At 65.8% G+C, this 17338-nt stretch carries 16 protein-coding genes and 1 pseudogene; 8 read left to right on the top strand and 9 right to left on the bottom strand.

Translation table 11 applies throughout. The features are described from left to right. The 4 genes and pseudogenes from ABIC90_RS23485 to ABIC90_RS23470 form a co-directional block, all read left to right on the top strand. A partial coding sequence (locus ABIC90_RS23485; RefSeq protein ID WP_354358412.1) for a toxin C-terminal domain-containing protein occupies positions 1–446 on the top strand: 446 nt, incomplete at its 5' end. A gap of 3 nt (positions 447–449) precedes the next feature. Next, complete coding sequence (locus ABIC90_RS23480) at positions 450–875, top strand: hypothetical protein (RefSeq protein WP_354358410.1); 426 nt, start codon at positions 450–452, stop codon at positions 873–875. 234 nt (positions 876–1109) lie between these two features. Beyond that, the gene (locus ABIC90_RS23475) at positions 1110–2693 is read left to right on the top strand and encodes a hypothetical protein (RefSeq protein WP_354358408.1); all 1584 of its coding nucleotides are present in this window, start codon (positions 1110–1112) and stop codon (positions 2691–2693) included. Positions 2694–2784: 91 nt separating this feature from the next. Next, positions 2785–3555, top strand: a pseudogene (locus ABIC90_RS23470) (amidohydrolase family protein); the annotation flags it as partial. Positions 3556–3583: 28 nt separating this feature from the next. Here the strand turns inward: ABIC90_RS23470 and ABIC90_RS23465 are convergent. From ABIC90_RS23465 to ABIC90_RS23455, 3 genes are read right to left on the bottom strand one after another with little or no spacing between them, the layout of a single operon-like run. Beyond that, positions 3584–4870, bottom strand: coding sequence for a c-type cytochrome (locus ABIC90_RS23465; RefSeq protein ID WP_354358406.1), 1287 nt, complete (start codon positions 4868–4870; stop codon positions 3584–3586). 7 nt (positions 4871–4877) lie between these two features. Further along, positions 4878–5588 (bottom strand): c-type cytochrome, encoded by a 711-nt coding sequence (locus ABIC90_RS23460; RefSeq protein ID WP_354358404.1) that lies wholly within the window; start codon positions 5586–5588, stop codon positions 4878–4880. Next, positions 5588–5776: a DUF2970 domain-containing protein gene (locus tag ABIC90_RS23455; RefSeq protein WP_354358402.1), complete on the bottom strand. Its 189-nt coding sequence runs from the start codon at positions 5774–5776 to the stop codon at positions 5588–5590. The genes ABIC90_RS23460 and ABIC90_RS23455 overlap by 1 nt, the downstream gene beginning before the upstream one ends. Before the next feature lie 123 nt (positions 5777–5899). On the opposite strand from ABIC90_RS23455, the gene ABIC90_RS23450 reads away from it, so the two are divergent. Further along, complete coding sequence (locus ABIC90_RS23450) at positions 5900–7330, top strand: PLP-dependent aminotransferase family protein (protein WP_354358399.1); 1431 nt, start codon at positions 5900–5902, stop codon at positions 7328–7330. Here the strand turns inward: ABIC90_RS23450 and ABIC90_RS23445 are convergent. From ABIC90_RS23445 to ABIC90_RS23425, 5 genes are all read right to left on the bottom strand, one after another. Continuing rightward, positions 7278–8549: an MFS transporter gene (locus tag ABIC90_RS23445; protein ID WP_354358397.1), complete on the bottom strand. Its 1272-nt coding sequence runs from the start codon at positions 8547–8549 to the stop codon at positions 7278–7280. The two genes, ABIC90_RS23450 and ABIC90_RS23445, sit on opposite strands and share 53 nt — an antisense overlap. Positions 8550–8642: 93 nt before the next feature. Then, positions 8643–8777: a hypothetical protein gene (locus ABIC90_RS23440; protein ID WP_354358395.1), complete on the bottom strand. Its 135-nt coding sequence runs from the start codon at positions 8775–8777 to the stop codon at positions 8643–8645. 66 nt (positions 8778–8843) lie between these two features. Beyond that, positions 8844–10559: a putative 2-aminoethylphosphonate ABC transporter permease subunit gene (locus ABIC90_RS23435; RefSeq protein ID WP_354358393.1), complete on the bottom strand. Its 1716-nt coding sequence runs from the start codon at positions 10557–10559 to the stop codon at positions 8844–8846. Between the two features lie 2 nt (positions 10560–10561). Continuing rightward, positions 10562–11635, bottom strand: coding sequence for an ABC transporter ATP-binding protein (locus ABIC90_RS23430; RefSeq protein WP_354358391.1), 1074 nt, complete (start codon positions 11633–11635; stop codon positions 10562–10564). Positions 11636–11788: 153 nt separating this feature from the next. Beyond that, the gene (locus ABIC90_RS23425; RefSeq protein ID WP_354358389.1) at positions 11789–12826 is read right to left on the bottom strand and encodes a putative 2-aminoethylphosphonate ABC transporter substrate-binding protein; all 1038 of its coding nucleotides are present in this window, start codon (positions 12824–12826) and stop codon (positions 11789–11791) included. A gap of 331 nt (positions 12827–13157) precedes the next feature. Between ABIC90_RS23425 and ABIC90_RS23420 the strand changes: the two genes are divergently transcribed. Next, positions 13158–14957: an ABC transporter ATP-binding protein/permease gene (locus ABIC90_RS23420; protein ID WP_354358387.1), complete on the top strand. Its 1800-nt coding sequence runs from the start codon at positions 13158–13160 to the stop codon at positions 14955–14957. Here the strand turns inward: ABIC90_RS23420 and queC are convergent. Continuing rightward, positions 14939–15652 (bottom strand): 7-cyano-7-deazaguanine synthase QueC, encoded by a 714-nt coding sequence (gene queC / locus ABIC90_RS23415; protein WP_354358385.1) that lies wholly within the window; start codon positions 15650–15652, stop codon positions 14939–14941. The genes ABIC90_RS23420 and queC overlap by 19 nt on opposite strands. A 77-nt stretch (positions 15653–15729) precedes the next feature. On the opposite strand from queC, the gene ABIC90_RS23410 reads away from it, so the two are divergent. Both ABIC90_RS23410 and ABIC90_RS23405 read left to right on the top strand, forming a co-directional pair. Further along, on the top strand, positions 15730–16140 hold the full coding sequence (locus tag ABIC90_RS23410; RefSeq protein ID WP_354358383.1) for a DUF2177 family protein: 411 nt from the start codon (positions 15730–15732) through the stop codon (positions 16138–16140). An 89-nt stretch (positions 16141–16229) separates the two neighbouring features. Beyond that, complete coding sequence (locus ABIC90_RS23405) at positions 16230–17336, top strand: acyltransferase family protein (RefSeq protein ID WP_354358381.1); 1107 nt, start codon at positions 16230–16232, stop codon at positions 17334–17336. Positions 17337–17338 lie beyond the last annotated feature (2 nt).

The raw sequence follows: 17338 nt of genomic DNA, 5'->3' as shown, positions 1-17338 counted from the left end.
AGTGCGTACGTGGGCGTTGGGCATGGCAGCATCTCCAAGGATGCCTCACCACAAGCAGTTCTCGTGCCTACGAATTAACGGGACAGGACACTAGCAGCACCCCATCACTGCCAAATCTGAGTGACCATAATGAGCGCAAATCTTCGCCTGCTTTGGTAGGAGATCCATATCACCCCGACACGGTCAAAGCCCGCAGCGCGATATCTCACGAGCTATATGGCGGATTTAATGCGCAACAGATTGCAAACGATTTTGGCTACGATAGACGTATCCCACCGCAAAAAGCTCCATTCAAATCTCATGGCCAACCCGTTTTTTTTGACGGGAAGAACTACATCACACCTGATATTGACGGGCACAATGTTACCAATGGTTGGAAGAAATTTGATCGAGATGGAAATCGCGTCGGAACGTATGACAGCAATCTAAAGAGAATCAAGGATTAGAAAATGTTTAACATTGGATTTCGAGGTTCACCTTTTATTCGCGATGAAGAAAATCTGTTGCTTGGCAGACTAGAAGGATTCGGACTTCATGAGGACTTTTGGTCGCCTCTGGATTATTGGCAAGAGGAGCAGTATGAAGTGCAATGGCGACAAGGGATACAGCGAGTTCTCGATGGAAAAATCTCGGCATTGATTGTGTCAATGCGCGACCCAGAGCTTAGTAACTTTATTGACTGGTGGCTGCTCTACGCCTTCGAAGATCAAGTGATTTTTCAAAATCAAATGCTTTTTCTTCAAAATTTACGTGCGCCTTTTAATACGGATGACATTTACACATCCATTAGACCTTACCGCCGCCACAATCTAGAGGGAGAGGCCCTATCTGAGTGGAGAGTGCCCAAATGCGCCTTACAAGATTTTATGAAATAATTTTTAGGCAATTGTGCATTTGACTCCGTGGTTGCAGATGTAGGCAAGCACTGGTTCGGCAAGGACGGGATCCCTGGCCGAAGATTCCGCTGCATGCGTCGTTCGAGGATGAACATTGATCGAAATCATTGATGAGATTGAGGCCGTGTTGCGCTGATTCAAACTAGCCAATTCTCAAGAGGCCCGGTGCGGTCAAGTTCGGTTTATTTTTTGTTTTTCAGGGGAGAGATTCAATTGACATTTGCATTCAAAAAAATTTCGAGGGTGATGCTCTCGATTCTCTTGCTTGCAGGCATGGTGGCCTGCGGCGGCGGAGGGGGAGGAGGCGGTGGTGGGTTTCCATCAGGGCCGCTGTCCGTGGCGCCGCCATCCACATCGTCCCCACCGGGACCAGATAGTTCGACCAATGAGCTACCCGTGAAGTTGGAGGTCAAGGTCAATGGCCAGGCGATGGGTCCCGTTATTCAAGGCTCACTGCTAGGGGTGACCGCTGGCGACGCGCTCGAAATCTCGTCAGATCAGGATGTGGCGTGGGAGGAGACCAGCAATCCGGTTTCGAACCAAGCCAGTTTCGCTGGCGCAAGACCTGACGTAGTCACCGCCACCAATGTGCAGGTCTCATCGAAGAAATGGGCAGGACAGATTGTGAGCCTAGGGAAGGTCACGGGTTACTACGCGATCACCGCCAAGACACCCGGGTCGTCCATCGCGGAAAAATTTAGTCTCGAGTTGCTCGTGAACGCTGAGGACGAGCGCAACGGTGACTACCAAGTGTTTGCGACAAATGGTGAGAAGTTGACGTTGAAATTGGACTTCAACAGGAAGACCTACAAGATGAGCGATAACGCCGGCTTGTCGGAGTCTGGCAGTTTCAATCCCGACGCGAGCGTGAAAGACGCGTACGACACCTACATTTTTTCCACCAGCCGGGTCAGCGGCTCGACTAACACGGCGCGCTTCCGCGTTTCCTTGGTCACCGACTTCACCGTCGTGGGCACCTTTCCCTTCGCCATGCCAGGCGGGGCATACGCCGTGCGTCCCTTTGTCGCATCGCGTACACCGATCAAGTCGCCAGACGAGATCGATGGAAACTACAACGGGTTCGGGACCAGCATGGCTGCCATGATTCCGGACTCTTCGTTCAACAGCCTGCGAATCTCAAATCACGGCACCCAACTCGATTTGTGCACGGACGACGTGATCTACAGCGTGGGAAGTTGCCCACCTGCTTCCCTCAAGAGTTACTCGGTTTCCAAGGGAACGACGGACGGAGCATGGCGCGCCGTCAATAATTCGGATCCCACCGACATCCACAACTTCAGCGTTGTCCGGATCGACAACGACAAGGTCTATCTCGAAGCCGACAAGTTCTCTTCCGACGCATTCATGTTTCGAATTGGGTTGCCGGATGGAGGAAATCCAGGATCCGGCCACGAAATGTTTGCGTACGGGGGGGGCACAGACGGTTCATGGGGACTCTCAGCGATGAATCCCGTCGGTTCGACGCTGTTTGACTATTCACTCGCGCGTCAAAGCTCGCCGGGGCCGGCTGTTCCCGGCGGCGACCGATTCCGCGGCTATACCCGCAGCTACACGAACCTATCCGGCGCAGAGTCCAGCATGTCGGCCATCGTCGGCTCATTTGCTGTCATTGGTCCTCCTTTGCCCGCTGTGATCCCCTTCGCTCTCAATGTCCGGTACGCAGTGGCATCGCCGGTGAGCTACCTGATGGCGCGCAGCGAGAAAGTCTTTGTCAGAGTTGGCCCACGCGTTCCGGCTACCTCAGGGTACTTGGAGATCGGGTTGATCAAGCCCTGATGACTTGAGTGCGCAGAGCAAGAGCCGTCTTGGATGTCGCGCGAGGGCATGCAGCTGTACTTCAGCTTGCCGTGCAGCACCGGCGGATCGTGTGGCGCCCTGCTCGCCTTTTTCCGTTTCACGCGACCTGATGCGGCTGTCGGCCGAGCTGGCACGCGAGCGCGGCGTGTCGCTGCACACGCACCTGGCCGAGAACGACAACGACGTCGCCTACTCGCGCGAGAAGTTCGGCATGACGCCGGCCGAGTACGCCGAAGACCTGGGCTGGGTGGGCCGCGATGTGTGGCATGCGCACTGCGTGAAGCTCGACGAAGCGGGCATCGCGCTCTTCGGGCGCACCGGCACGGGCGTGGCGCACTGCCCGTGCTCCAACATGCGGCTGGCCTCGGGCATTGCGCCCATCGGCGCGATGCGGCGCGCGGGCGTGCCCGTGGGCCTGGGCGTGGATGGCAGCGCATCGAACGACGGCGCCCACATGCTCGGCGAAGCGCGGCAGGCCATGCTGCTGCAGCGCGTGGGCTATGGCCCGGCGGCGATGACCGCGCGCGAAGCGCTGGAGATCGCGACGCTCGGCGGCGCGAAGGTGCTGGGGCGCGACGACATCGGCGCGCTGGCACCGGGCATGTCGGCGGACATCGTGGCCTTCGACATGCGCGGCGTGGCGCATGCGGGCGCCTGGCACGACCCGGTGGCGGCGCTGGTGTTCTGCACGCCGGGCACGGCCTCGCTGAACGTGATCGACGGCGAAGTGCGCATGCGCGACGGGCGCTTCACCGGGCTGGAGCTGGCGCCGCTGCTGGCGCGGCACCGCGCGCTGGCGCGCACCCTGTACGAGCGCGCACGGCATCCGCACACCGCCTGACCTCGGCGGTGGCGGCGCGCAACGGGCCTCAGCGCCGCATGGTGTCCATCTGCGTGACCGGCGCGCTGTCGTTGCCCCATGAGCCACGGATGTAAGTGAGCACGGCCGCCACCTCGGCCGCATCGAGCACCTGCCCAAACGGCGGCATGCCGTAGGGGCGCGGGTTGCCGGCCGTGGCGGGCAGGAAGCCGCCGTGCGCGACCACCTGGATCAGGTTGGTGGGCGGCGACATGTTCACCGCGCGGTTGCCCGCGAGCGGCGGATAAGCGCCCTTCGCGCCCTGGCCCTGGTCGCCGTGGCAGTAGGCGCAGCGCTGGTCGTAGATCTTGCCGCCGAGCGCCATGGCGCTCGCGTCGCGGCGGATAGGTGCGGCCGCAGTGCGTGCGGACGCTTCGGGCTTCGGCGCGTCGGGCAGGTCCTTGAGGTAGCTGGCCATCGCCGTGAGGTCGGCATCGCTCAGGTACTGCGTGCTGCGGAACACCACGTCGGCCATCGGCCCCATCACCGAGCCGCCCGGCGCGATGCCGGTCTTGAGCAATGCCACCACGTCGGCCGCGGGCCACTCGGCCACGCCGGCCTGGTGCTTGTCGGCGAGAGAAGGCGCATACCAGTTCTCCACCGCGATCAGGCCGCCGGAGAGACCGAGCTTTGCGTCGGTCGCGCCCAGCGAATTGCGGCTGCCGTGGCACGCGATGCAATGCCCGAGGCCGTCCACCAGGTAGGCGCCGCGGTTCCACTCGGCCGGCTTGCCTGCGTTGGCCACGAAGGCCTCGGGCTTGAACGAGAGCGCGCGCCACACGGCCAGCGCGGCCTGCGTGTCGTAGGGAAAGCGCAGCCGGTGCGCCAGGTTCGGCGCCGGTGCGGGCGCCACGGTGCGCAGGTAGGCGTAGATGGCGTCCGAGTCCTCGCGCGTCACCTTGGTGAAGTTGGGGTACGGGAATGCCGGGTAGAGAAGGCGTCCGTCCTTGCTGCGGCCGTTGTGCATCGCGCGCCAGAAATGCGCGCTGCTCCAGCCGCCGATGCCGGCCTTGGCGTCGGACGTGAGGTTGCTCGAATAGATGGTGCCGAAGGGCGTCTCCAGAGGCAGGCCGCCCGCGTAGGGTTGACCGCCGCGCGTGGTGTGGCAACCCGCGCAGTTGCCGGCCAGCGCGAGGTAGCGGCCGCGCTCGACCTGCTGGGGCGTGGCGTCGAAGGCCTCGGGCTGGTCGGGCAGCGGGGCTTCGCCGCGCAGGTTCATCGCCACGAGTGCGCCGGCGAGCACGGCTGCCAGCACGATCAGGGTGAGCAGGGTCCAGACGATGTGTCGCAGTTTCATCGGCGGCTCACTTCGGCATGCCGCCGCAGGCGACCGGCAAGGGAGCGGGCAGCGAGGCGGCCGGCTTGGTGTTCGCCGGCATGGGCTGCACGGCCAGCCAGCTTGCGACCGCGTTGATGTCGGCCGTGTTCATGCGACGGCCGACCTCGGCCATGCAATCGGGCGCCATCGCATGCCGCTCGCTCGTGAGCCAGGCGCCCAGCTGCGACGACACATAGAGCCGCGGCAGCCCGAGCAGCCCCGGGATGGCCGGCTGCACGCCGGTGAGCGCCGCGCCGTGGCACTGCACGCAGGCCGGGATGCCGCGCGCCGCATCGCCTTCGAGCGCGAGCTTGCGTCCGCGCTGCAACTGGTCAGGCGTGGCGTCGCTCGTCGGGGAAATCTGCGGGTACGGCAGATCGAGCCCCGCGAAGTACTCGGCCATTTCGCGCAGGTAGGCATCCGAGAGGTGCTGCACCAGGTACGCCATGTCGGCGTTGAAACGGCGCCCGTCCCTGAAGCTCACCAGCTGGTTGAACAGGTAGCCCGCGGGCTTGCCGGCCAGGCGCGGGAAGAAGCCCGCATTGGTGGTGGCGCCCTCGCGGCCGTGGCAGGCGATGCATGCGGCCACGCGCTGCTCGATGGTGTCGGGCACGGTGGCGGGCGTTGCCGCGCCCGCCACGCCGTGCACCACGAGAAACAGCCACGCAAGCGCGACGAAGCGAAGACCGGCCTTCATCATGTGCCGGCCGCGAAGTGCGCCAGGGCCATCAGGCCCGCGATGAGCAGCAGCACCATGACCAGCGCGACGCCGATCAACGGCAGGATCCCGACCTGCGCGGTTCGCTTGTCGGCGTCGGCGCGGCGGCCGCCCAGCCCGATGAAGCTCCAGAGAACGGCGCGCACCGCGCGCATGAGTTTGGACATGCACCGACTGTGCCCCAGAAAGCCCAGAAAAAACAGATGCAGTTCCCGCGCTATTCACCGGTGCAGATACAGTGCGTGCGACCACCCGCCGCACCTTGAAACGAAGCGACAAGCCCCTTTGCGATGAAGCGTTATGAAGCACTGGCCGCCGACATCGAGGCCTCGATCCGCAACGGCACCCTGAAGACCGGCGACCGCCTGCCTTCGGTGCGCCACACCGGCCAGAGCCGCGGGGTCAGCGCCTCGACGGTGTTCCAGGCCTATTACCTCCTGGAGGCGCGCGGCCTCGTGCGGGCGCGCGACCGCTCGGGCTACTACGTCACCGGCAGGGGCCTGCGCGATGCACCGCCCGAGTCCACCCTCACCTCGCGCCCGGCCGAAGGCCCCTTGTCGCTGGACGTGAGCGACCGGGTCTTCGACATCCTCGAAGCCAGCATGTCGCGCAAGGTGGTGCCCTTCGGCTCGGCGTTTCCGAGCCCGCTGCTCTTTCCGCTGGCGCGCCTGGGGCAGTTCATGGCCGCGAGCGCCAAGTCGCTGGACCCCTGGAGCACGGTGGACGACCTCACGCCGGGCAGCGCGGCGCTGCGCCGGCAGATCGCGCTTCGCTACCTGGGCGACGGCATGCAGGTGCCGGCAGAGGAGATCGTCATCACCAACGGCGCGCTCGAAGCGCTCAACCTGTGCCTGGCGGCAGTCACGCGGCCGGGCGATGCGGTGATCGTCGAGTCGCCCACCTTCTATGCCGCGCTGCAGGCGCTGGAGCGCATGGGGCTGCAGGCCATCGAGGTGCCCACGCATCCGGGCGAAGGCATCGACCTGGGCGCGCTGGAGGCGGCCATCGCGGCGCACAAGCCCAAGGCCTGCTGGCTCATGACGACCTTCCAGAACCCGCTGGGCAGCCTGATGCCCGATGCGAAGAAGAAGGCGCTGGTCGAACTGCTCGCGCGCCACGACCTGCCGCTGATCGAAGACGACGTGTACGCCGAACTCTATTTCGGCGACCGCAAGCCCGCGCCGGCCAAGGCCTTCGACACGCAGGGGCTGGTGCTGCACTGCTCGTCTTTCTCGAAGTGCCTGGCGCCGGGCTATCGCATCGGCTGGGCCTCGGCCGGGCGCTTCGCGCGCAAGGTGGCGCGGCAGAAGCTCACGTCCACGCTCAGCACCTCGGCGCCCGCGCAACTCGCGCTGGCGGGCTATCTGGAAAAAGGCGGGCTCGACAAGCACCTGCGCAAGCTCCGCCAGACGCTCGCGATGCAGCAGGCGAGCTTCGCGCAGGCGGTGGGGCATTACTTCCCCGCGGGCACGCGGGCCACGCGGCCGCTGGGTGGCTACTTTCTGTGGGTCGAGTTGCCGGCGCAGGTGAACGCGCTCGACATCCATCGCCAGGCACTGGCATTCGGCATCAGTGTGGCGCCCGGCCCCATCTTTTCAGCGACGCGTGGCTTCACGCATTGCCTGCGCCTCAACTACGGCCATGCGTGGAATGCGCAGAGCGAGAAGGCTATGCGGACACTGGGCCGCCTGGTGGCCGAAGCCGCAGGCGGTACAGCCTGAACAGCAGGAACGACGCAATGCAAAGGTTCAGCAGATTCCAGCCGATGCCGTTCACGAATGCCGCGTGATAGCTGCCGGTCAGGTCGAAGACCTTGCCCGACATCCAGCCGCCCAGCGCCATGCCGAACAGCGAGAACATCAGCACCGTGCCCACGCGCGCGCCGGCTTCCTTCGGCGGAAAGTGCTCGCGCACGATGATCGCGTAGGCCGGCACCAGGCCGCCCTGGAAAAGCCCGAACAGCGCCGAGATCACATAGAGCGACACCAGCCCGTCGAACGGCAGGAACAGCAGCAGCGCGATGCATTGCAGCACGCCGCCCAGCAGCAGTGTGCGCAGCCCGCCGATGCGGTCGCAGATCGCACCCGACACCAGCCGGCTCACCACGCCGAAGCCCAGCATCAGCGACAGCATCATCGCGCCCTGCGCGGGGCCGTAGCCCAGGTCGCCGCAGTACGCCACGATGTGCACCTGCGGCATCGCCATCGCCACGCAGCAGGCCACGGCTGCGACGCACAGGAGGCCCTGGGCCGTGCCCATGCCGAGGCCGAAGGGCCGGGCCATGTCGCGCGGCGGCAAGGTATTCGATGCGTTGCCGGCTGCCGGCGTCGCCGCCGCTGCCGGCGGCCGCGCGCGGAAGAAAAGCGCGAGCAGCGCCATCGCGATGCCGCAGAAGATGCCCATGCCGATGTAGGTCTGGCGCCAGCCGACCGTCTCGATGAAGTGCTGCGCAATGGGTGGCCAGATGGCGCCGGCCACGTAGTTGCCGCTCGCGCAGATCGCCACCGCGATGCCGCGCCGCTTGACGAACCAGAGCGAGGTGTCGGCCACCAGCGGCGCAAAGGCGGCCGAACTGCCGAGCAGGCCGACCAGCAGGGCCTGCGCGATGGTGAACGAAACGATGCCGCCCGACAGCCCCGTAGCAACGTAGCCCGCGGCGAGGAAGACCGAGCCCGTCAGCAGCGGCCACATGACGCCGAACCGGTCGGCCAGCTTGCCCATGAGCACGCCGCCGAAACCGAAGCCGAGCATCAGCCAGGTGTAGGGCAGCGAGGCATCGGCACGGTCGATGCCGAACTCGGCCTGCACCGCAGGCAGCATCACCGAGACCACATACATGCCGCTGCTGCCGACCGTCATGATCAGGAGCGTGAGCGCCAGGCGCAGCATGGCGTAGCGCGAATCTGCCGCGTGGGCGGGTGTCTCGGAAGTCGTCTTCATTGTTTTTCTCCGCAGCGAGGATACCCCTCGGCGGGAAGATGCGAGCGCGCAATGGCCGACGGCGCGCTGCCGCCTTTGCGCACGAAGCGCGAATCAGCTGGCGAGCAAGACCGAGGTCACGACGCTTGCCGAAGCCTTGGGCACCGGCCCACCCGGCTTGGGCTTGTCGTCGCAACCGGCCGAGAGCAGGCCGAGGCAGAACAGAAGAGCGAGGGCTGTGCTTTTCATCCGGCGGATGCTAGGCCCGCTGCCGGGCCCGTCAAGTCGGACACCGCGCCGACAAGGACCTGTCGGCTACCGGCTTCTCCAGGCCTGCGTGCGCTGGAGCGCCCAGTGCCCTGCCAGCGCGAACACGCCGCGCCCGACAGCCGCCGTGAGCATGATCAACGACGCCATGGCCGCGGCGGGCGCCACGTCGCCGGCATCGTCCATGTTGAGCACCGCAATGGCGGCCAGCGTGGTCTGCGGCGAATAGAGGAACACGACGGCCGACACGGTGGTCATCGCGTTGACGAAGAAGTACCCGCCCACGTTGAGCACCGTCGGCAGCGCCACCGGCAGGTGCACGCGCCAGAGCGTGCGCCAGAACGGCACGCCCATCGACTCGGACACCAGCTCGTATTCGCGGTCCAGCTGGCGCAGCGCGGTGAGCGAGGTGAGGTGCGCCACGGAGAAGAAATGCGCCACCGTGCAGATGACCAGGATCGTCATGCCGCCGTACAGGCCGTTCAGCGGATTCGACGGCGAGATGAAGAAGAAGATGTAGCCCACGCCCAGCACCAGCCCCGGCACCGCGAGGGGCAGGTTGGCCAGCAGGTTGAGCAGCTCGCGCAGCAGGCCGAAGTGGCGCGGCTTCTCCACCAGGTAGGCCGAGACGAAGGTCACGAGCGCGCCCGCCACTGCCGCCCACAGCGCCAGCCGCAGCGAGTTGAAGTAGCTGCCCCAGCCGCCGCCGTCCATGTTGCTGAAGTCGTAGTTCTTCAGCGAGGGCGCGAGCTTGTACGGCCAGTAGGTGGCCAGCGATGCGAACACCGCCATGCCGATCATCACGAGGATGGCAGAGGCCGTGAGCGCGCAGAACACGAGCAGCGCACGGTCGCGCGATGCGACGGGTTCGGGCCGGTAGGGCGTGGCGCGCGCAGTGAGCGCCGCAGCCTGCTTGCCGCGGACATGGCGCTCGACCAGGAAGGACAGCACCGCCGGAATCAGCAGCACGAGCCCCACCACCGCGCCCATCTGAAAGTTCTGCTGGCCAACCACCTGCTTGTAGATGTCGGTCGCGAGCACGCCGGTCTGGCCGCCCACCACCTTGGGCACGCCGAAGTCCGTGATGACCAGCACGAACACCACCATCGCGGCCACGATGAGTCCGTAGCGCGACGATGGCAGCGTCACCGTGCGGAAGATGCGCCAGCGCGAGGCGCCCAGCGTCTCTGCCGCTTCGTACAGCCGCCCGTCGGAGGTGGCCATGGCGGTGGTGAGGATCAGCAGCGCATGCGGCAGCGTCCAGAACACCGAGCCGAGCACGATGCCCAGCGGCCCGTAGATCGAGGCATCGCCCATGAGCCCCTTGAAGAGGCCCTGGTTGCCGAACAGGTAGACCAGGCTGATGGCCGGCAGCAGCGAAGGCGCGAGCAGCGGAATGAGCGCCACCGCACGCAGCGCGCCCTTGGCCGGCATGCACGAGAGCGTGAGCCCGTAGGCGTACACATAGGCGATGGCCGTGCAGATCACCGCGCTGAGGGCTGCGATCCACAGGCTGTTGAAGGCCGATTGGACCAGCGCCGGGTTGTCAAGGTAGCGCGCGAAATTCGCAAGGCCGACAAAAGCGCCCGCACGGTCGAAGAAGCTCTGGCCGACCAGCGCGCCGACGGGCAGCGCGACGATCACGACCAGCAGCAGCACCATGAGCGCGACGGCCGCGCCGGTGAGCCAGCGTTCGCGGTCGAACGCGCTGCTGCGCGCCATCGCCATCGGCACGACGGCGATGGCGTCGGGAGAGCGGCTCATGCTCAATGCGCCAGCACGGACAGCGCGTTCAGCGGCAGCTGGATATGCACCATGCTGCTCGGCACCAGCGGCTCTTCGCCGCCATAACGCGCATCGGCGGGCAGTTCGGCCTCGATCTCGATGCCGAGCGGTTCACAGGCCAGCCGTGCCGAGGTGCGGTTGCCGAAGAATTCCGTATCGAGCAGGCGCGCCGCAAAACTGTTGGCGCCGAGTTCGGTGCCGAAACGCTTGACCACCACGTGTTCGGGGCGGATGCCCACGGTGGCCTGAGAGCCCACGCTGAGGTTGCCGGGCGCACAGAACAGTTCGCTGTCGCGCACCCGCACCTTGCCGTCGGCCAGCACGGTGGCGGGCAGCATGTTCATCCGACCCACGAACCCCGCCGCAAACCGGGTGCGCGGCTGGCGGTACAGCTCGTCGGGCGTGCCGGCCTGCTCGATGCGGCCGTTGTGCATCAGCACCAGGCGGTCGGCCATCGAGAGGGCTTCTTCCTGGTCGTGCGTGACCATGATGGTGACGATGCCCAGGCGCTTCTGCAGCGCGCGGATCTCGCTGCGCAGGCTCGCGCGCACCTGCGCGTCGAGCGCGGAGAGCGGTTCGTCGAGCAGCAGCAGGCGCGGGTTGGGCGCAAGGGCGCGAGCGAGCGCAATGCGCTGCTGCTGGCCGCCCGAGAGCTGCACCGGGTATTTGTCGGCATGCGCGGCCAGGCCAACGAGGTCGAGCATCTCGCGCGAGCGCTTGGCCATCTCGCGTGCGAGCGCGCCGGTGGGGTGCAGGCCGTAGGCGATGTTCTGCGCCGCCGTGAGGTTGGGAAACAGCGCGTACGACTGGAACACCACGCCGAAGCCGCGCGCCGCGGGCGGCAGGCCCGCGATGTCCTGGCCGCCGAGCAGGATCTGCCCGCTGTCGGCACGCTCGATGCCGCACACGATGCGCAGCAGCGTGGTCTTGCCGCAACCCGAAGGACCGAGCAGACAGACGAATTCGCCGGGTTCGATGTCCAGGTCGATGCCGTCGAGCACGCGGGTGGCACCGAAGGACTTGCCGATGCCGCGGAGGGAGAGAAAGCTGGTCATTGACTTACTACCGTTCGCCTGTGCTTGCCCACCGTTCGCCCTGAGCCTGTCGAAGGGCTACCTCGATCGCGCAAGGCTTCGACAAGCTCAGCCCGAACGGTTGGGGTTTCAGCCCGAACGATTGGGAGCTCAGCCCGAACGGTTGGGATTGCATCAGAGCGGTGCCTTCTTTTCCGACTTCGATTCGTAGCGCTTCGACCACTCCGTCAGGATGCGGTCGCGGTTGCTGGCGGCCCAGTTGAAGTCGTTCTTGGCGAGCAGCTTCTCCACGTCGCCCGGCACGAATTCGAGCTTTTCCTGGATGCCCGGCAGCGCGAGCACGGCGAAGTTCTTCGCATAGAGCTCGTTGGCCTGCTTCGTCACAGCCCAGTCGGCCAGCGCCTTGGCGGCGTCCTGCTTCTTGCTGGTCTTGAGGATGCCGGTGGCTTCCATGTCCCAGCCCAGGCCTTCCTTCGGCAGCACGATGTCGATGGGCGCGCCGTCGCGCTTGGTCTTGTTGGCGCGGTATTCGAAGGACATGCCCAGCGCGAATTCGCCCGCGCCGGCCTGGCGGCAGGGCTTGCTGCCCGACTGGCTGTAGATGCCGATGTTCTGGTGCAGCGCGTCCATGTACTTCCACGCCTTGTCCTCGCCCATCATCTGGATCCAGCCCGACACCATCAGGTAGCCGGTGCCCGATGCGGCCGGGTTGGGCATGGTGATCTGGCCCTTGTAGACCGGGTTGGTCAGGTCGGCCCAGCTGGTGGGCTTGGGCAGGTTCTTCTTGGTGGCTTCTGCCGTGTTGAAGCAGATGGCCGACGACCACACGTCCATGCCGACCCACTTGGGCGGATTGGCCGGATCGCGCATGGTGGGCTTGATGGCGTCCAGGCCCTTGGGCGCGTAGGGCTGGAGCATGCCTTCCTTGTCGAGCAGCATCAGCGAGGTGGCGGCCAGGCCCCACACCACGTCGGCCTGCGGATTGGCCTTTTCGGCCAGGAGCTTGGCGGTGACGATGCCGGTGGAGTCGCGCACGAACTTCAGTTCGATGCTGGGGTTTTCCTTTTCGAAGGCGGCCTTGTAGGCCTGCACCTGGTCGGCTTCGAGGGCGGTGTAGACCAGCAGTTCGGTGCGGCCCTGGGCGGAGGCGGCAAAAGCCATCGAGAACAGGAGGGCCGGCACGGCAGCACGACGGATGAAGCGGATCAGCATGATGGGAAACCCCTGACGAAGATTGGGAAGTACGCGGACAAAAGTACGCACGGCGTGGCCGTGAACGCGGCGATGCTCGCAGCGGTATGTGACAGGGGTTTGTCAGCGGCGTCACGCGGCTGTCATGCGCGCAGCCACCTCGAACCGGCTGGAGTGCGCGCTTGCGTTTCAGAAAAATGACACCCGGCCTCGCTGAGATCGCGGCGTGGGTCATGTGCGCGGCCGGGGCTTTTTTGGCGCCGCGCCCCGGTTTCAGGTCCGTTTAAGAAACATTTGTCTACGATGGTTTCCTCACGATGTCCGGCGCACCCGCGCCTGCGAGGAAACCTGCATGTCTTCATCCGTCACGGCGCGTGCCGCCACGTTCGCCCAGGTGCTCAGGCGCGTCTTTGCGCTCGCGTCGCCTTATTTCAGGTCCGAAGAGAAATGGCGGGCGCGCGTCATGTTCGGGGGCATCGTCGCGCTGAACCTGGCCTATGTGTACGCGCTGGTGCTCTTCAACCAGTGGTACGGGCGCTTCTATGACGGCCTGCAGAACAAGGACGCGACCGTGTTCTGGCGGGAGATCCGCGTGTTCTGCGTCCTGGCCTTCTTCAACATCCTGCTGCAGGTGCTCAAGTTCTACGTGACGCAGCTGCTGCAACTGCGCTGGCGCACCTGGATGACGCGCAACTACCTGTCGCGCTGGATGTCGAACCGCACCTTCTATCACCTGGAGCTGGCGCGCTACGCGACCAGCGAAGGCCAGACGCCGGACAACCCCGACCAGCGCATTCAGGAGGACATGCAGCTGTTCACCGACTACACGATGACGCTGTCCATGGGCCTGCTCAACGCCGTGGTCACGCTGCTGAGCTTCGTGGGCATCCTCTGGGGGCTGTCGGGCAGCTTCGAATTGTCGGTGGGCGGCACCACCTATCAGATCGTCGGCGCCATGGTGTGGCTCGCGGTGGCGTACTGCGCGATGGGCACGGTCATCACGCATTTCATCGGCCGCCCGCTGATCGGCACCAACTTCCGCCAGCAGCGCTTCGAGGCCGACTTCCGGCATCACCTGGTGCGGGTGCGCGAATACAGCGAGGCCATCGCGCTGGACCGCGGCGAGAAGGTCGAACACGGCCAGCTCGACCTGCGCTTCGGCAGCGTGCTGCGCAATTACCTGGTGCTCATCAAGCAGCAAAAGAACCTGATCAGCTTCACTGCCTTCTTCGGGCAGGCGGCGGTGATCTTTCCCTTCATCGTGGCGGCACCGCGCTTTTTCAGCGGCGCGATCCAGCTGGGCGCGCTGATGCAGATTTCGTCGGCCTTCGGCAAGGTGCAGGATTCGCTCAGCTGGTTCGTCGACAACTACGACCGCGTGGCCGTGTGGCGCGCCACCACCGACCGCCTGACCAGCTTCGACGACGCCATGCGCGCCCATGCGGCGCAGGACGTGGCGCTGCAACGCGACGAAGCGGCGGAGCTGCGCACCGACGATCTTTCGGTGGCCTTGCCCAACGGCACGGCGTTGCTGGCGGGTGCCGCACTCGCCGTGAACCCGGGCGACAGCGTGTTGCTGCAAGGCCCCTCGGGCAGCGGCAAGTCGACCCTGTTCCGCTCATTCGCCGGCATCTGGCCATTTGCAAGCGGCCATGTGAAGGTGCCCGCGGACGCGACCTTCATGCCCCAGCGCCCCTACGTGCCCGACGGCAAGCTGCGCGATGCGCTGACCTACCCCAACCCCGCCGCCGATTTCACCGACGACCAGTTGCACCAGGCCCTCACCGACGCGCTGCTGCCCGACCTGGCCGCCCGCCTGGACGACAGCGACGCCTGGAGCCAGAAGCTCTCGGGCGGCGAGCAGCAGCGCCTGGCCATCGCGCGGGTGCTGCTGAAAAAGCCGACCTGGCTGTTCGCCGACGAGATCACCAGCGCGCTCGACGCCAAGGCCGAAGGGGTGCTCTACAAGCGGCTGTCGGACGCGGTCCATGCGGCGGGCGGCGCGATGGTGTCGATTGCGCACCGCGCCGCCGTGGGCGACTTCCACAACCAGCGATGGACGCTGGTGCCGCGAGAAGAAGGGGAGGAAGGGAAAGCCGGCGGCGCGCGCTACCGCCTGAACGTCTCCGCCGCTCAGCCCGCGGCGGCCTGAACGGAATAACGCTCCCAGCCCTTCTTGCGCAAATCGCAGGCGGGGCATTCGCCGCAGCCATAGCCCCACGCCTGGCGGTGCTCGCGGTCGCCGAGGTAGCAGGTGTGGGTTTCTTCCACGATCAGCTCGACCAGCGGCTCGCCGCCCAGGCGCTGCGCCATCTGCCAGGTCTCGGCCTTGTCGATCCACATGAGCGGCGTCTCGATGACCAGGCGGCGTTCCAGCCCGAGCGACAGGGCGAGCTGCATCGCCTTCATGGTGTCGTCGCGGCAGTCGGGATACCCCGAAAAGTCGGTCTCGCAGACGCCGGTCACGATCACCTGCAGCCCGCGCCGATAGGCCAGCGCGCCGGCCAGCGTGAGAAACAGCAGGTTGCGGCCGGGCACGAAGGTGTTGGGCAGGCCGTCGGCCTGCATGGCGAAGGCGACCTCTTCGGTGAGCGAGGAGCCGCCGAGCTGCGCCAGCGCCGCGAGCGTGAGCACATGGTCCTGGCCCAGGCGCGGCGCCCAGTCGGGAAAGCGCTCGCGCATCTGCGCGAGGATGGTGCCGCGCACGTCGAGTTCGACGCGGTGGCGCTGGCCGTAGTCGAAGCCCAGCGTCTCGACGCGCTGGTACTTCGAGAGCGCGTCGGCCAGGCAGGTGGTGGAGTCCTGGCCGCCGGAGAACAGAACGAGGGCGGTGGTGTGCAGGGGCATTTCCGTCAGCGGGGGCGCTGTAGTCCAAAGGCGCGATTTTCGCAGGCCCCCTGGCGGGCGCGGATACGATCCGCCGCATGAGCACCAAACACCTTGTCGCATGGGCCGCCACCTTCGTCGTTCTGCTGGTGATCGACATGCTCTGGCTGGGCATCGTCGCCAAGAACATGTACCAGTCGGCCATGGGCGACCTGATGTCGCCCGAGCCCCGGCTGGCCTTTGCGGCGGTGTTCTACCTGATCTACCCCATCGGCCTTCTGATCTTCGCGATCCTGCCGGGCACCGAGGCACAAAGCCTCACCCGCGTGGCGGTGCTGGGCGGCCTGTTCGGCCTCTTCTGCTACGCCACCTACGACCTGACGAACCTGGCGGTGATCCGCAACTGGCCGCTGGCCCTGTCGTTCATCGACATCGCCTGGGGCACGCTGGTGAGCGCCGTGGCGGCCACGGCGGGGGCGGTGGCGCTGCGCTGGTTCGCGGCGCGTTAGTTTCGCCCCACAGCTCCCTTCTTCATGGGAGGCTGTAACGCTTTGTCAAGGCAAAATCCTGCGCAAACAACGACGCAGGGGACTTGGGAATGGGTGGGCGCGGAACCGCGATCGGCTTCGAAGACTTTCAGGGCACGCGCAACTTCGCCGCGCTCGACGGCCTGCGCGCCATCTCGGTCTTTCTCGTGTTCAGCGACCACTTCGGCGGCATCGCCTGGACGCGTTTCTCAGGCTGGCTGGGCGTCCACGCCTTCTTCGTCCTTTCGGGTTTCCTGATCACCACGCTGCTGCTGCGGGAGCGAGACACCACCGGCCGCGTGTCGCTCAAGGCGTTCTACATCCGCCGCGGCACGCGCCTGTTGCCGCTCTACCTGCTGGTGCTCGCGGCCGCCATGGGCCTGAGCTACCACGCGCAGAACGGCACCTGGGAGCAGATGAAGGCGGCCGCGCCCTACTACCTCACATTGCTCAACGAACTGGCCGACATGGCGCCGCTGCACATGACCTGGACGCTGGGCGTGGAGTGGAAGTACTACCTGATCTGGCCCGCGCTGCTCGTGGTCTTCGGCGCGACGCTCCGGTCCGGCCTGGCAACCGTGGGCTTCTGCGTCACGGCGCTGGTCATGATCGGCATCGGCGGCTTCCAGTGGAACCTGCTGCTTCCACAGAACTACATCGGCATGCTGATGGGCTCGGCGCTCGCCATCCTCATGCATTCGCGCCGGACCTTCTGGCTCGCGCGCGGCCTCATGGGCCACGGCGCCGCCCTCGCGATCGTGTTGCTGCTGTTCGTGTGGCACCGTCGCTTTCCGGTGATCGCCGGCCGCATCGACGCTCCGCTGGCCATCGCCGGCTACTGCCTGCTGATCACGCTGCTGCTGCCGGCGCTCATTGCCTGCCGCACATGGGCCGCGCGGGCGTTGTCGGCGAAGTGGCTGGTGTTCATCGGGCATCGCTCGTATGCGATGTACCTGGTGCAATACATGGCAGCGCATGCGGTCATCGCGGTGCTGCCGGGCACCACCATCGTCGGCGGCCTGTTGCTGTCGCTCTCGTTTGCCGCGGCGCTGCTTGTCTCCGACCTGCTCTACCGCGGATTCGAAAAGCCGATCACCGACTGGGGCCACCGCTGGGCCCGGGCGGTGAAGCAGCCGGTGGCGCCGCGCGCCGAAGGCAGCCGCCGTCCCCTTGCATAGGG

It is taken from the genome of Variovorax boronicumulans (assembly GCF_040544675.1).
Taxonomy (GTDB): domain Bacteria; phylum Pseudomonadota; class Gammaproteobacteria; order Burkholderiales; family Burkholderiaceae_C; genus Variovorax; species Variovorax boronicumulans_D.
The sequence above is the reverse complement of the archived record's forward strand: the minus strand, read 5'-3'. Positions and strand labels throughout refer to the sequence as shown.